The following is a 13,102-nucleotide window of genomic DNA, read 5'->3' on the forward strand; positions in this document are numbered from 1 at the left end:
GCCCGGAGAACAGAGAGTTCCTTGTGGCAAATAAGCCTTTGTACTCCTGCACCGACATTGCTCTGTTGCGCATTCCCACCCTTCCCGAACAGCGTTCCGAGGCAACTTTCGCCGACATCACGGAGGGGTCTGCCGACGAGGTCCGCAAGAGCCTTGAATACCTCCGTGCGCTTGCCGGAGACAGGTTGCTGCGCGAGGCGGTGGAGATCTCCAGTCCGCCGCTGGCCCGTCGCTGGGACGAGATCCTCAGTGGGGAGAAGCGCGGTATCGCCGACATCCGGCGGGCCGTCCGCGCGGTCAGCTCCTACCAGTTGCGCATGGCGACACGGTGCACCCCCTTCGGCATCATGGCCGGGGTCGCGGTGGCGCGGTTCGCCGACGCCTCGGAGAACGCCTGTGCGCGCCTGGGAGCCTCGCACCGCAAGTCGGTGCGGTTGGAGCGGGGTTGGGTCACCGCGGTGACGGCCTCCTGGGTCGGTCGTCCGGAAGTGCTCTCCTGCCTCCGGCTCACGGCCAACAACCTCTGCCGGGTGCGCGGTGACCGGCTGGTGCTCTCCTATGTCCCCGATCTGGGGGTCGAGGACGCCGGCCCGGTGCGGGAGGTCAGCGTGCGCCACACACCGGCCGTCCGCGCCGCGCTGGACTCGGCCCGGACGCCGCTGCCCTACCCGGAGGTGGCGAAGAGTCTGGCTGAGCAGTTCCCCTCCGCTCCTGATGGCGCGATCGCCGGGATGCTCGCCGATCTGGTCCGCAAGCAGATCCTGCTCACCGATCTGACGCCTCCGGCAGAGGCCCCCGACGCGGCGGCGCACGTGCTGGACACGCTGGGGGCGATGCGCAATCGGTCACTTCCCGAGCTGGCGGAACTGCGGGAGATCATCCGAGTCCTCGCCGACTACCGGGACCGGGCACTGGGAGACGGCCGGACACCCTGGTCCGAGGTCTCCTCCCGGATGCACCGTCTGCGGCCGGCACAGCGGGGCGTGCAGGTGGACCTCGCGATGGACGCGGACGTGCGGCTGCCTCCCGAGGTGGCGGCCGAGGCCGAGCGGGCGGCGGACATGCTGTGGCGGCTGGCCCCGGACGGACCCGGTTACCTCGCACTCCGGCAGTACCACTCGGAGTTCGTCGAGCGCTATGGCGTGGGGAGGGCCGTCCCGGTCACCGAAGTGCTGGACCCCGACGTGGGATTGGGAGCGCCCGCCGGTTACGAACATCCCCCCAGCACCCGCCCCCTGCCGCCCCGGACGTCCGAGATGACCGAGCGGGACCGGCTGATGACGGAGCTTGCCCAGGAGGCGCTGCTCTCCGGGGCCGAGGAGGTGGTCCTCGACCAAGGGCACCCGCTGGTGTCCCGTATCGCCCGTACGACGGGGCGGCGCGCCCCCTCGATCGAACTGTTCACCCGGCTCGTCGCGCCCTCGGTGGAGGCCCTGCGCGACGGCGCGTTCCGGCTGGTCGTCATGGGCGGCTCGGCCGGCCCTGCCGCCGCGACCTTCGGACGGTTCGCCTACCTGTTCTCCGGTGAACTGCGTCCGTCGCTGACCGCACTGGCTCGTGCCACCGGCGACGAGGGCCCGCGAGCGGACGGGCTCCACGCCCAGGTCGTCTTCCAGTCCCGTCACGGCCGCGGCGACAACGTCGTCCAGGTGCCCCAGTGGCTGGAACACCGGCTGCCGGTCGGCGTGTTCGCCGACACCGCCGAGCCCGGCACGCTGGCGCTGGAGGACCTCGCGGTCTGTGCCGATCCCCACCGGCTGCTGGTCGTCGACACGGTCAGCGGCCGGGAAGTGGTGCCGACCGTGCTGCACAAGCTCAACACCCGCACTCTGGCCCCCAACACGGCACGGCTGCTGGACGACATCGGCCGTGGTGGGGTCCGGGGCGTCCATTCCTGGGAGTGGGGCCGCGCCGACGACCTGCCGTACGTGCCCCGTGTCCGCTACGGCCGTGCCGTGCTCAGCCTGGCCCGCTGGCGCCCCACCCAAGCCGTCCTGGACCAGGACACCGCCTTCGCCGCGTGGGAACGTGCCGTGGGGGAGTGGCGCAGGCGCTGGCACGTGCCCGACCAGGTCTGTCTGGTCTACGCCGACCAGCGCCTCGAACTCGACCTGACCCGCCCCATCCATCTGCGCCTGCTGCGCCACGAGTTGAAGCGGCGCCCGGAGACCCTGGTGCTGGAGCGGTGGGACGCCCGCGGGGCGGGTGCGGGATGGCTGACCGGCCCGCAGGGTCCGCACCGCAACGAGCTGGTGATCCCGCTGGTGGCCGAGCCCACCGGGGCCGCGCCGGGAGATCGGGGCCCCGGCACCGTCCGTCCGGCCGCCGCCCGGCCCGCGCCGCTACGGACGGGCAGGGCCGAGCACCTGCCCGGCGGGGAGTGGCTGTACGCCACGGTGCAGTGCACTCCCGCACGGCAGGACGAGTTGCTCGTCAGCCACCTGGAGGAGTTGCTCGACGGTCTCCCCGAAGGCGTGGACCGCTGGTTCTTCATCCGCTACCGAAGCCCGGACGACCTGCTCCGGCTGCGGTTCCACGGCGCGCCCGACACGCTCGCGGCGGCGCTGCTGCCCAGGCTGCGCCACTGGGCCGACGCCCTCCGGTCCGACGGCCTGATCGGGGGGATCGGCCTTGGCACGTACGACCCCGAGCTGGAGCGCTACGGAGGTCCGCAGGCCATGACGGCGGCCGAAAGGGTCTTCCACGCCGACAGTCTCGCGGCCATCGAGGCGCTGAAGTTGCGGGAGGCGGGACGACTCTCACTGGAGCCGGTCATGGTGGCTGCGCTCGGTCAGGCACACATCGCTCGCACCTTCTGGGCCGCGTACACCGCCGACGACGCCCCGGGCGGTCAGGAGCCGGCCTGGATGGGACGCGTACTCGAAGCCATCCCCCGCGGCGAGATGCACCACGCCTTCCAGAAGCGCAGGCGCGAGGCACTGCCGCTGATCGATGTCCACGGCAGCTGGGAGGGGCTGCGCGAGCGGCCGGGAGGCGAGGAACTGTTTGCCTCATGGCGAGCCCGTACGTCAGCCGTCACCGACTACGCACACACCCTGCGCATGCTGGGCGGCGATGCGTGGTCGGAGCCCACGCCGGTCTTCCTCTCTCTGCTGCACATGCACCACAACCGGCTCATCGGCATCGGCCCGCAAGTGGAACAGGCCGCCACCGCCATCATGCGCGGCGCCGTGCAAGCACATCGAGACCGCATCAGGAGCTGCTCATGAGCACCCCCACCAAGACCGCCGCTGCCGGCACCGAGGCGAGCCCCGAACAGGCCGCCGGCATCGTGACCGAACTCGCCGAACGGCTCATCGACCCGCAGGAGGTGGCCACCGCAGCCTGTGCGGCGGACAACGTCGATCTGCTTCCCGGCATGCCCGCGGCGCAGTCCCCTTGGGGCACGCTCGGGCTGGGCGAGGCCCACGCCGGTGTCGCGCTGCTGTACGCCGAGCTTTCGCACGCCGACGAGCGGTTCCGCACCGCCGCGCACGCCCACCTGGCCGCCGCCGCACGCGGCCTGGGCGATCCGGCGGTACCGGGCCTGTTCGGCGGCGCCGCCTCGCTCGCCTTCGCCGCGAACGCGGCCCGCCACAGCGAGGACGACTACGCCGGAATGCTCGACACCCTCGATGCCCGAGTGGCCGCCCAGATGAACAGGCTGCTCACCGGCGAGGAAGAGCGCCTGGCCGCCGGGCGGGCGGGCGTGCAGATGCGTACGTACGACGTCGTCGCCGGCGCCACCGGACTCGGCCGCTACCTGCTGCTGCGCGGTGAACGCCACCGGGAGCAGCTCACCGACACCCTGGCCTATCTGGTGCGCCTGACCGAACCGGTGGAGGTGCACGGACACCGGGTACCGGGCTGGTGGGTGCCGCTCGAACCCGGCCACGGCCCCCAGTTCCCCCGTGGACACTTCAACCTCGGCCTGGCGCACGGCATCAGCGGTCCCCTCGCGCTGCTCTCGCTCGCCTGGCAGGCGGGCGTCCGCGTACCGGGCCAGCGTGAAGCCATCGTCCGGATCGCCGAGCACCTCCTCGTCCACCGCACCGAGCAGGGAATGTGGCCCGGGGTGATGAGCTTCGACACGTTCGTCGGCGCCGCTGACCCGCACGCGGGCCATTCCCGCATGATCGCCTGGTGCTACGGGCCACCCGGCACCGCCCGCGCCCTCCAGCTGGCGGCCGTCGCGCTGGACCGCACGGACTGGCACACGCAGGCAGTCGACACACACGTCACGTCACTCGGGCTCTTGCTGGACACCGTCACGGACAGCTCGGTCTGCCACGGCTGGGCCGGCCTGCTCCACCTCACCGGCCTGATGGCCCAGGACAGCGACGACCCCCGGCTGGGCGCATGGCTGCCCGTGCTGGCCGCCCGCCTCCTGGCCGCCTACCGCCCCGATCACCCCTTCGGCTACCACTACGAGCGCCCGCAGCTGAGCGACGGTCTCCGGCAGGCACCCCACCGCGCCGGATTCCTCGACGGCAGCGCCGGCATCGCACTCGCCCTGCACACCTACGCCAACGGCACCTGTGCCTCCCCCTGGCAGACCGCCCTGCTGGTGGCCTGATGAGGCACCCTCGACCCCGCCTCCGACCCAAAGCGCCGGTCTCCGACAGCGAGCAGATGCTGTTCGGCGGTGCCCTGCGCTACGACACCCCGTACGTGCAGCACGAGCTGCCCCTGCTGCGGATGAGCCTGTGGACGATGGCGCGCCAGTTCCCACAGGTGATCGGCGCCGTGGCCAAGGCCGCCTGGCGCGAGGACCGAGCGGCGCTGCTCACCCTGCTGGGCGCCGAACTCGGGCAGGGACTCATGCGGGCCTTCGCCCTCGTGGCCACCAACCAGGTGCTGGTGGCACTCTTCGCGGCCGGTCCCACGCCCACGCGGCTGCGCGAGGCACTGCCCGGCCTGGTGGCCATGGCCGCGGTCGCCGCCGTGCTCGCGGTGCTCGCGGCGGCGTCGACCGCGGCCTCCGGACAGCTGGAGCCCAAGGTCGAACGGGTCTGTACGGCCCGGTTCTACGAGGGTGTGATCCGCGTGGAACTCGCCGCGCTGGAGGACCAGCGGGTCCAGCGCACCCTGGACGCGGGCAAGTTCGGCACCGAATCGATCCGCACCATGCTCGGCTCGTCCGTCCTCGTCCTCAACGCCCTGATCAGCCTGACCGCGGCAGCCGGGGTCCTGTTCCTGCTGCATCCACTGCTCGTCCTCACGCTCCTGCTGGTCGCCGCACCCAAGGGCTGGGGCGCCGTCCTCTCTGCCCGCCGCCGGTACGCCTCCCGCCACGCCTGGATCGAACACCGCCGCGCCATCGCCATCCTCACCGAGAAGCTCACCGACCAGCGATGTGCCGCCGAGATCCGGGTGCACGGTGCCGGACGCCTCCTGGTCGACGCCTACGCGGACATGTCCCGGACCATGGAGCGCGAACAGCGCCGGCTGGCCCGCGCGGACTCCGCCACGCAGGCCGCCGCCTCGGCCGGCTCGGGAGCCGCGTCCCTGGTCGCCTACGGACTGCTGTGGTGGCTGCTGACCAGCGGCGGAATGCCGCTGGCCGTGGCCGGCACCGCCGTGATCGCGGTCCGCACCTCCAGCGCCGGACTCCAGTCCCTGGTCATGCAGCTCAACCGCCTCTACCAGGAAGCGATGTACCTCAAGGACTGGGAACGGGCCTGCGACACCGCCCGGCAGCACGCCATCCCCACCGGCGGCTCACTTCTCCCCGGCCCCCTCAAAGAGGTCAGGCTGGAAGGGGTCTCCTTCACCTACCCCGGTGCGACCGCGCCCGCCCTGCACGCGGTCGACCTCACCATCCCCCGCGGCCAGGTCGTCGCCCTGGTGGGGGAGAACGGCTCGGGAAAGTCGACGCTGGCCAAGCTCGTCGCCGGCCTCTACCTCCCCACCGGCGGACGCCTCTGGTGGAACGGGACGGAAATCCGAGAGGCCGACCGGGAGGCGGTCTTCGACCAAGTCGCCGTTCTCACCCAGGACTTCCCGCAGTGGCCCATGACCGCACGCGCCAACGTGCACATCGGCCGCGGCGACCAGCCCCTCGACCAGCACCGCATCGAACAGGCCGCCGCAGACGCGGACGTCGCCGACACCGTCGCCTCCCTCCCGCACGGCTGGGACAGCGTGGTGATCAAAGGGTTTGAGCGGGGCGCCCAACTCTCCGGAGGCCAGTGGCAGCGACTCGGCACCGCCCGGGCCCGCTACCGAGACGCACCGCTGCTCATCGTGGACGAGCCCACCTCGGCCCTCGACCCGAAAGCCGAGATCGAGGCGTTCCGGGCCCTGCGCTCCCTCGCCGACCAGGGCACCACCGTGCTCCTCATCACCCACCGCCTTGCAGCCACCGCCACCGCCGACCTGATTTACGTCCTCGACCACGGCCGCCTCATCGAACGCGGAACCCACACCCAGCTCATGGCCCTCACAGACGGCCACTACCGCTCCCTTTACGAGACCCAGGCCGCCCAATACACCCCCTCGCCGAGCGCATGACCTGCCTAGAGAGGTCTAAACAACAACAAGGCCCAGGTCGCTGACCTGGGCCTCAACTATGGAGCGGGTGACGGGAATCGAACCCGCGCTCTGAGCTTGGGAATCAGGGGGCTTTCGGGTGCCTCATGCCTGACTGACCAGCGAAGACGCCGCCGCTGGGACGGAACGCCCAGTTGAATCTCAGCCCCCGATTGGCCGTTGTTTACCGCTCTATCTGGCACGGCACTGGCACGGTGGTCGACGCGGCTCCGCTGTCATCGTGGTGGACGGCGCCTCGTCCCCCCTCCCTTGGGCTGAGCGCGGGTGGTCAGCGGCGTGCGAGCTGCCGTTCGCCGCCCGCGCCCGGCTGGTAGGTCAAGCCGACCCGGCCCTGCCTCGATCATCGTCAGCCCCTCGATCGCACGCTGCATCCGGCCGAGGCAGGACGGCCCGCTCGACATCGCCATGTCGCCACCAGAGGCGCCTGCTCTTCCAGCTTGCTTCCTGCTGTCCACCCTCGGGCGCCAGGCCGGCCATCTGGTGTCGTCCTCGTCTTTTCACGCTGCGACCACGGTCCTGCACGGTCCTGTGGAGGCAGTCCGTCATGGGCAGCAGGCACGGCGGGTCACCGCAGACCACCGCGGCCGCAGGGCGCTCCGGGCGGGTCGGTCAGTGCCTGAACGCGTCCCTGATCTTCGCCCCGGCCTGCTTGATGTTGCCCTTGAGCTGGTCTCCGCGGCCTTCGGCCTGAAGGCGCCGACTGCCGGTGGCGCGGCCGGTTGCCTTCTTGGCTCCGCCCTTCATCGCTTCGGCTTTGTGCGCGATCTTCTTCGCGATACTCATGGGTGGCCACCTTGGGTGAGTTGTCTGCTGGAGGTACGGCGGCACGAATACTGGTGGGTCGGCGGTCAGCGATCCGCGCGTGCGGCGGTGGCCTACCGGGGGGCGGCTCGGTGCCCGAACAAGTGCAGTCTCCTGTGATGACCGCCGTGCGGTTCGAGGGAACGGTCGCTTTGCGGTGAGTCGTTTCCCCGCGCGTTCGCCGTCTCCGTGCGGCCGGTTCCCCGTTGGCCGTTCAGGTCGTGGCGATCGTTGCCGGCAGCGGTCGGCTCGCGGCGCTTGAGTCCGTGGCGCTCGGTGCTGCCATGGCGCGAGGTACGGCGTCGTGCACCGGTGAACAGCATGATCAGCCCCAACACGGCCGCCGCCCCGACGATGATGCCGTACAGGAACAGCATGCCGGTGGAGCCGGCCATGTCGTAGCCGAATACCGAGAACCCGCCTGTGAGTTCATGCCCGCTGCCACCGTTGGTGACAATGCCGGCCACGCCGACGACTACAGCGGCGAGCAGGATGAGGAGTCCGAGGATGCCGATCATGACGCGCTCCAAGGAGCTACTGGGTATGTCCCACGGTAGAACCGCAGTGGCCAGGAGGCCACTGCGACCGGAACGCACAGGATTCCCCGGGACCGGTGGCTGACTCGCCCCGGAGGGTCGTGGGTCGCTTGCCCGGGGCGAAGCCGGGTAACGCGCTGCTGACCGGGCTCCGTCCTGCTCGTCCCGCTCGGCATCAGGGCCTGCGCGGTGTTGTTGGTGGACCGCCGCTTTCCGCTGCCGGCCGGGGTACGTCGGACACAGCGGGGCCGGTCCCGGGACCCGTACCTTCACCTTCACCTGCGGCTGCTTCGCTGGACTGCGCTGCTGGCCCCGTCGCCGTCCAGGCGGTGCAGTACAGCAGCAGCCTGGCCATGAGGTTGATCCACAGCACGACGGCGACCGGCACAGCGAAGGCGCCGTACATGCTTTTCGCCGCGACGCCCTGAAGATAGCCGGTCAGCAGCAGCTTGAGCAGTTCGAAGCCGACCGCGCCGATCAGGCCGGCGATCACGACCGCGCGCCGGCCAGGGTGCACCCGCGGCAGCCGGGTGAGCAGGAAGACGAGCAGCAGGAAGTCGACGAGCAGGGCGATGGCCAGGCCGGCGAGGAGGAGCAGCGTGCGTCCGGCGCCGCCCTCGATGCCGATCTTGTCGGCGGCCCAGGCAACACCTCTGGTCGCGAACACGGAGCCGGCCATCGCGGCCAGCCCGACCACGCCGAGACCGACCAGTACCCCGGTGTCCTTGAGCCTGCGCAGGATCGGATTTCCCGGGTCCTGCTCCTTCTCCCAGACCGCGCGCAGGCACCCGCGCAGGGCGCCGACCCAGTTGATGCCGATCACGAGCAGCAGCGCGCCCGCGATGAGCCCGACGGTTCCGGCGTGCGCGACGAGGCTGTTCAGGTCCAGCAGGTTGGAAAGGCCCGGCGCCTGGCCGGCGATCTTGCCCTGGAGCTCGCTGAGCTGGTCCTTGCTCAGCAGCTTGGCTCCGATCGCCGCGCCCGCAGTGATCAGCGGAAAGAGTGCGACGAAACTGGTGAAGGTGATGGCGGCGGCGAGCCGCGCCCAGTGGACCTTGGCCAGCCGCTCGTACGCGCGCCACATGTGCGTACGCATCAGCCGTGCGATCCCAGGCAGCCTTCTCAGCCATTCCATGGAAAACACCCACTCTCAGCGTATCCACGGCGAGAGAAGACGCATCTGGCGGCGATACTCCGCCGCCTTCCGTGACGAAGTGGGTGCCCTGCGCGTGCGGTCGGTGGTCAGCGGGGAACACCCCGCCCATCCACCCGGTTCCACACCCGGAGACCGGCGACCGCCACAGAAGGCATCACGCCCGGACGGGCCGAAACATCAGGAGGTCAGCGGGATTCGGAAGTGGTTGCCGCGTGGACAGGTGAGCGCCACGGTGAGAAGGAGAGCACTGTGCGAGATCGGAGGACACCGTGATCGCCCTGGGAGTCATTCTGCTCATCATCGGGTTCCTGGCCAAGATCGCCATACTGTGGACCATCGGGATCATCCTGGCCGTCATCGGACTGATCTTGTTGCTCCTGGGCGCTCTCGGGCATGGGGTCCGAGGGAGACGGCACTACTGGTAGAGGGCCCCGGCACCCGCACGGCGATGAAGTCCCGCGCGTGGAGAGCCGACGGCCGGCGGTGCAACGACGACCGTGTGCGGGCATGCACCGCTGCGCGCTCACCCGTGAGATCCAAGATCGTGCGGGGAAGCCCGATGAGAGTGCGGCGCACCGCGTGCCTGGGCATACGTCACCGGCGGCCGCTGAAGCCTGTCGTGCGGGGCGTGCCGAGCTACTTGCGGCGCAGTCGTCTCTGATCATGGCTGCCGGTCGTGGGCTGTAAGTGAGTGGAGGATGCGATGTCAACCATCGTCATCATCGTGGCTGTCGTGGTCATCCTGGCCGTGGTCGCGCTGGTCCTGCGGACCACGATCCGGCGTCGGCAGCTGCGGGAACGTTTCGGGCCGGAATACGAGTGCACGGTCGCGGCATGCTGCGGCCCCTCGACGGCTCGCTCACGTGCGGGCTGCCGCTTGAGGTCCACGATGCCGGCGACCTTCAGTGCGAAGCCCTCCAGCAATGAAGCCGGCCAGGAGAAGCCATGCACCGTAACGCGGCGTGCCGTCACCGTCCTGGAAGGGCTCTGCTGCGCAGCTCCACCTCGTGCGCGGGGACGGACAGTGGCTCCAGCGCCTGGGGCGGCCCCTGAGCCGTTCGGGTCCGTTCCCGGCATTTCGCCGCGCCGGCTCCGTTCCCTCGCGGTTTGCTGCGTGGTGCGGGGGAAATCCGACGCCGGTGCTTCCGGCCCGCTTGTGTACGCGGTCGCACCGTCGAGGAGATCGCCGAGGACAGACGAGAACGGGGCCCAGGGTGCATCGCGACAAGCTCGGGATCTACCTCAATGACCACCTGGCCGGTGCCACCTTCGGCATCGGGCTTGCTCAGCGCATCGCCCACCAGCACCGCCACTCGGCGCGCAGCGCCGACCTGCAGCGCATCGCCGACGAGATCGCCCAGGACCGGCAGAGCCTGCTCGAAGTCATGGACGCACTCGGCGTCCCCGCACGCCGCTACAAGGTGTGCGGTGGCTGGGCGGCCGAGAGGCTGGGGCGTCTGAAGCCGAACGGCGTCCTGTACCGGCGCTCCGGGCTGAGTACGTTGATCGAGCTGGAGACCCTGCGGCTGGGAGTCGAGGGGAAGACCCTGATCTGGCGCACGCTGCTCGTCGTGGCCGCGGGCGAGCCCCGTCTGGATGAATCCCAGCTGCACCATCTGCTGGACCGGGCACGGGGCCAGATCGACACACTGGAGATGTTGCGCCTCACGGCAGCGGCGGCGGTGTTCACCCCCGAGGCGCGCGGCGTGACTTCTGACAGCCCGTGAGATGGCGACGTCGTCGACCGTGTAGTCGACAGGCACACCGATGAAGCCTTCCGATGCCGCGGGCCGTCCTTCTCCGTTCGGACGGCTGCGCCGGGTGATCCGGCATTCGCCGGTCGGGCGCGGCTGGAGACGGGGCCGTGAGCTGGAGCTGGGATCGCGGTCACTGGGTTTCGCGGCGCTCGGGTTCCTCACGCTGGTGCCACTGCTGATCGTTGTCTCCGCGGGTGATCCGACACACGGGCGGGGGTTCGCGCAGTGGTTGGGGGACGGGATCGGCGTGTCGACGGCTTCCAGGGAGCAAATCGGGCAGCTGTTCACCCGGCCCGGCCAGGCAGCTCGGACCACGACGGCGTTCGGCCTTGCCGCCCTTGCTGTCTTCGGTCTGTCGTTGGGCTCGGCGGTGCAGACCGGTTACGAGAGGGTCTGGGAGCTCTCCCCAGCGCGCTGGTATGCCCGGTGGCGGCATGTGCTGTGGCTCGTCGTACTCGTCGGGTACCTCTTCATGTCCGCCACCACCACGCTGTGGCGACAGTCTTTGGCCCTCACGTCGGCCGCATTGCTGAGCGCGGTTCTGTTCTTCTGGTGGTCGCAGCGGATGCTGCTCGGTGGGCGGGTCGGCTGGGGCGCCCTGCTGCCCGGTGCGGTGATTACGGTGACCGGGCTGATCGGTCTCAGGGTCTTCTCCCGGCTCGTCTTCTCGCCGTTGATCGCGTCCAGCGCGGTCACCTACGGCGCCATCGGCACCGTCCTGGTCGTGCAGTCCTGGCTGGTCGGCGTGGGCGTGGTGGTGTTCGGCGGTGCGCTGGTCGGCCGACTGGTGCTTCAGCGCCGACACCGTTGAAAAGACCGACCGGCCAGACGGATACGCGCCGTGCCCAGCAGGCCCCGGATACCGGAGGCCGCGCGGCCCGGCACCTGGCACGCCGGGTGTTCGGTGATCCAGGCTCCGTCCTCGGGCCCGCCAAGCGGCAGCAATCGGCCGGGAGCGAGCTGCTGCCGGTGCAGCCAGCATCCATGCGTCAGCCGCCACCGGCGCTGCGCCCAGGCTGCCCGGTATCGCCGCTTGCGCCCTCGTCCGGCAGCCCGATCCCACATGGGCCGCATCGCGGAGGCGAACAAAGCAAAGGGTATTTAAAATGAATGGAATAGCGAGGTAAGCCAAGTATGCCCTCTTGGGAAGGAATTATCGATTATGGGCGAAGCCGGAGGACAGAATCGGCCCGCGACCTCCGAAAGGGAGTCCACGGGCGAGGACGCAACGAGGCCGAGGGATGCGGGCGGGAAGCGTGGCGCCCCGGGCTCCCGTGGCCGGACCACCATCGAGGACGTCGTGGTCATGAAGATCGCCGGGATAGCGGCCCGCGAGGTGATCGGGGTGCATGCGCTGGGCAGCGGATTTTCCCGCTCCATGGGGGCCGTCCGCGAAATGGTGCCCGGAGCCGGCAGCGGCAAATCCGTCACACGTGGGGTCAAGGTCGAGGTCGGCGAGGTGCAGACGGCCATCGACCTGGAGCTCGTCGTTGACTACGGCGTCGCGATCGCCGAGGTAGCGAGTGCCGTGCGGGAGAACGTGATCTCCGCAGTGGAGCGGATGACGAGCCTGGACGTTGTGGAAGTCAACATCGCGGTGAGCGATGTGAGACTGCCCGACGAGGAGGACGAAGAGGAAGAGGAACAGCGCGTCCAGTAGCCCCGCAAACGGGGTAGCTGAGCGAAGGAGCACACGATGAGTTGGGCTATGGCGGGGTTGATTGCGGGAATGGCATTGGGCTTCGCCGGGTTTTTCGGCGGCTTCTGGGCTTTCCTGCTGGTGGCGGCGCTGGGCGTCGTCGGACTCATGGTCGGGCGGCTCATGGACGGTGACCTGGGCCCTGGCTCCTTGTTCCGCCCCCGCGACGACCAGCAACGGATCCGCGAGGACCGTCGACGGGTCCATGCACAGTGGCTGCGGTGACTGGTGACGCCGGCCGACCCCCACGGGGTCAGCGCGGAGGCGGTTCTCGCTGGTGAGTACCAGCCGGCGCGGCGGACGGCGAGGACCGGACGGCGGCCGATCGGAGTGGCCGTCCTGGTCAGGAGGTCGGCGGCGAGAAGCCGGGTGGCGAGAACAGCCGTATGAGGACCAGACGGCCGGTCGCTGCTGCATCGCGCCAGTTCGATGTGCGTCAAGGGCGCTGCCGTCGACGGTACGTGGATTGCTTGCCATTTCCGGGCGGGCAGGTGGAAGAGAGGGGGCACGTGGGTACCCGCTGCGGAATCGCTGGTGCAAGCGTGCAGGGTCGGCGTGCTCGCCACCCCGCTTCCAAAGGTTCGTCGGGGTTTCGTCCTCC

11 protein-coding genes are annotated in these 13,102 nt (G+C 70.1%); 8 read left to right on the plus strand and 3 right to left on the minus strand.

What is annotated here, in order from left to right; all coding sequences use genetic code 11:
* The first annotated feature begins 65 nt into the window (after positions 1–65).
* From ACWD6P_RS17640 to ACWD6P_RS17650, 3 genes are read left to right on the plus strand one after another with little or no spacing between them, the layout of a single operon-like run.
* Positions 66–3,230, plus strand: coding sequence for a lantibiotic dehydratase (locus ACWD6P_RS17640; protein WP_451445002.1), 3,165 nt, complete (start codon positions 66–68; stop codon positions 3,228–3,230).
* Positions 3,227–4,576 (plus strand): lanthionine synthetase C family protein, encoded by a 1,350-nt coding sequence (locus tag ACWD6P_RS17645; RefSeq protein ID WP_451445003.1) that lies wholly within the window; start codon positions 3,227–3,229, stop codon positions 4,574–4,576. The genes ACWD6P_RS17640 and ACWD6P_RS17645 overlap by 4 nt, the downstream gene beginning before the upstream one ends.
* Complete coding sequence (locus ACWD6P_RS17650) at positions 4,576–6,513, plus strand: ABC transporter ATP-binding protein (protein ID WP_451445004.1); 1,938 nt, start codon at positions 4,576–4,578, stop codon at positions 6,511–6,513. The genes ACWD6P_RS17645 and ACWD6P_RS17650 overlap by 1 nt, the downstream gene beginning before the upstream one ends.
* A 648-nt stretch (positions 6,514–7,161) precedes the next feature.
* On the opposite strand, the gene ACWD6P_RS17655 is transcribed toward ACWD6P_RS17650, so the two are convergent.
* From ACWD6P_RS17655 to ACWD6P_RS17665, 3 genes are all read right to left on the minus strand, one after another.
* Positions 7,162–7,335 carry a CsbD family protein gene (locus tag ACWD6P_RS17655; protein WP_451445005.1) on the minus strand — a complete coding sequence of 58 codons (174 nt, stop codon included), beginning with the start codon at positions 7,333–7,335 and terminating at the stop codon, positions 7,162–7,164.
* A 92-nt stretch (positions 7,336–7,427) separates the two neighbouring features.
* Positions 7,428–7,871 (minus strand): hypothetical protein, encoded by a 444-nt coding sequence (locus ACWD6P_RS17660; protein WP_451445006.1) that lies wholly within the window; start codon positions 7,869–7,871, stop codon positions 7,428–7,430.
* A 193-nt stretch (positions 7,872–8,064) separates the two neighbouring features.
* Positions 8,065–9,024 (minus strand): YihY/virulence factor BrkB family protein, encoded by a 960-nt coding sequence (locus tag ACWD6P_RS17665; protein WP_451445028.1) that lies wholly within the window; start codon positions 9,022–9,024, stop codon positions 8,065–8,067.
* A 290-nt stretch (positions 9,025–9,314) separates the two neighbouring features.
* On the opposite strand from ACWD6P_RS17665, the gene ACWD6P_RS17670 reads away from it, so the two are divergent.
* The 5 genes from ACWD6P_RS17670 (at position 9,315) to ACWD6P_RS17690 (ending at position 12,726) form a co-directional block, all read left to right on the plus strand.
* On the plus strand, positions 9,315–9,470 hold the full coding sequence (locus ACWD6P_RS17670; RefSeq protein ID WP_181923971.1) for a DUF6131 family protein: 156 nt from the start codon (positions 9,315–9,317) through the stop codon (positions 9,468–9,470).
* Between the two features lie 789 nt (positions 9,471–10,259).
* Positions 10,260–10,772, plus strand: a complete 513-nt coding sequence (locus ACWD6P_RS17675; RefSeq protein ID WP_451445007.1) for a hypothetical protein — start codon at positions 10,260–10,262, stop codon at positions 10,770–10,772.
* A 40-nt stretch (positions 10,773–10,812) separates the two neighbouring features.
* Positions 10,813–11,613: a YhjD/YihY/BrkB family envelope integrity protein gene (locus tag ACWD6P_RS17680; protein WP_451445008.1), complete on the plus strand. Its 801-nt coding sequence runs from the start codon at positions 10,813–10,815 to the stop codon at positions 11,611–11,613.
* A gap of 351 nt (positions 11,614–11,964) precedes the next feature.
* On the plus strand, positions 11,965–12,462 hold the full coding sequence (locus ACWD6P_RS17685; protein ID WP_451445009.1) for an Asp23/Gls24 family envelope stress response protein: 498 nt from the start codon (positions 11,965–11,967) through the stop codon (positions 12,460–12,462).
* A 36-nt stretch (positions 12,463–12,498) separates the two neighbouring features.
* Positions 12,499–12,726 (plus strand): hypothetical protein, encoded by a 228-nt coding sequence (locus ACWD6P_RS17690; RefSeq protein ID WP_451445010.1) that lies wholly within the window; start codon positions 12,499–12,501, stop codon positions 12,724–12,726.
* The last annotated feature ends 376 nt before the right edge of the window (positions 12,727–13,102 follow it).

This window comes from Streptomyces sp. NPDC002446 (assembly GCF_053595675.1).

Coding starts and splice junctions, on each gene's coding strand:
- ACWD6P_RS17645 (WP_451445003.1), top strand. CDS start 3,227: ATGAGCACCCCCACCAAGACCGCCGCTGCCGGCACCGAGGCGAGCCCC.
- ACWD6P_RS17650 (WP_451445004.1), top strand. CDS start 4,576: ATGAGGCACCCTCGACCCCGCCTCCGACCCAAAGCGCCGGTCTCCGAC.
- ACWD6P_RS17655 (WP_451445005.1), bottom strand. CDS start 7,335: ATGAGTATCGCGAAGAAGATCGCGCACAAAGCCGAAGCGATGAAGGGC.
- ACWD6P_RS17660 (WP_451445006.1), bottom strand. CDS start 7,871: ATGATCGGCATCCTCGGACTCCTCATCCTGCTCGCCGCTGTAGTCGTC.
- ACWD6P_RS17665 (WP_451445028.1), bottom strand. CDS start 9,024: ATGGAATGGCTGAGAAGGCTGCCTGGGATCGCACGGCTGATGCGTACG.
- ACWD6P_RS17680 (WP_451445008.1), top strand. CDS start 10,813: ATGAAGCCTTCCGATGCCGCGGGCCGTCCTTCTCCGTTCGGACGGCTG.
- ACWD6P_RS17685 (WP_451445009.1), top strand. CDS start 11,965: ATGGGCGAAGCCGGAGGACAGAATCGGCCCGCGACCTCCGAAAGGGAG.
- ACWD6P_RS17690 (WP_451445010.1), top strand. CDS start 12,499: ATGAGTTGGGCTATGGCGGGGTTGATTGCGGGAATGGCATTGGGCTTC.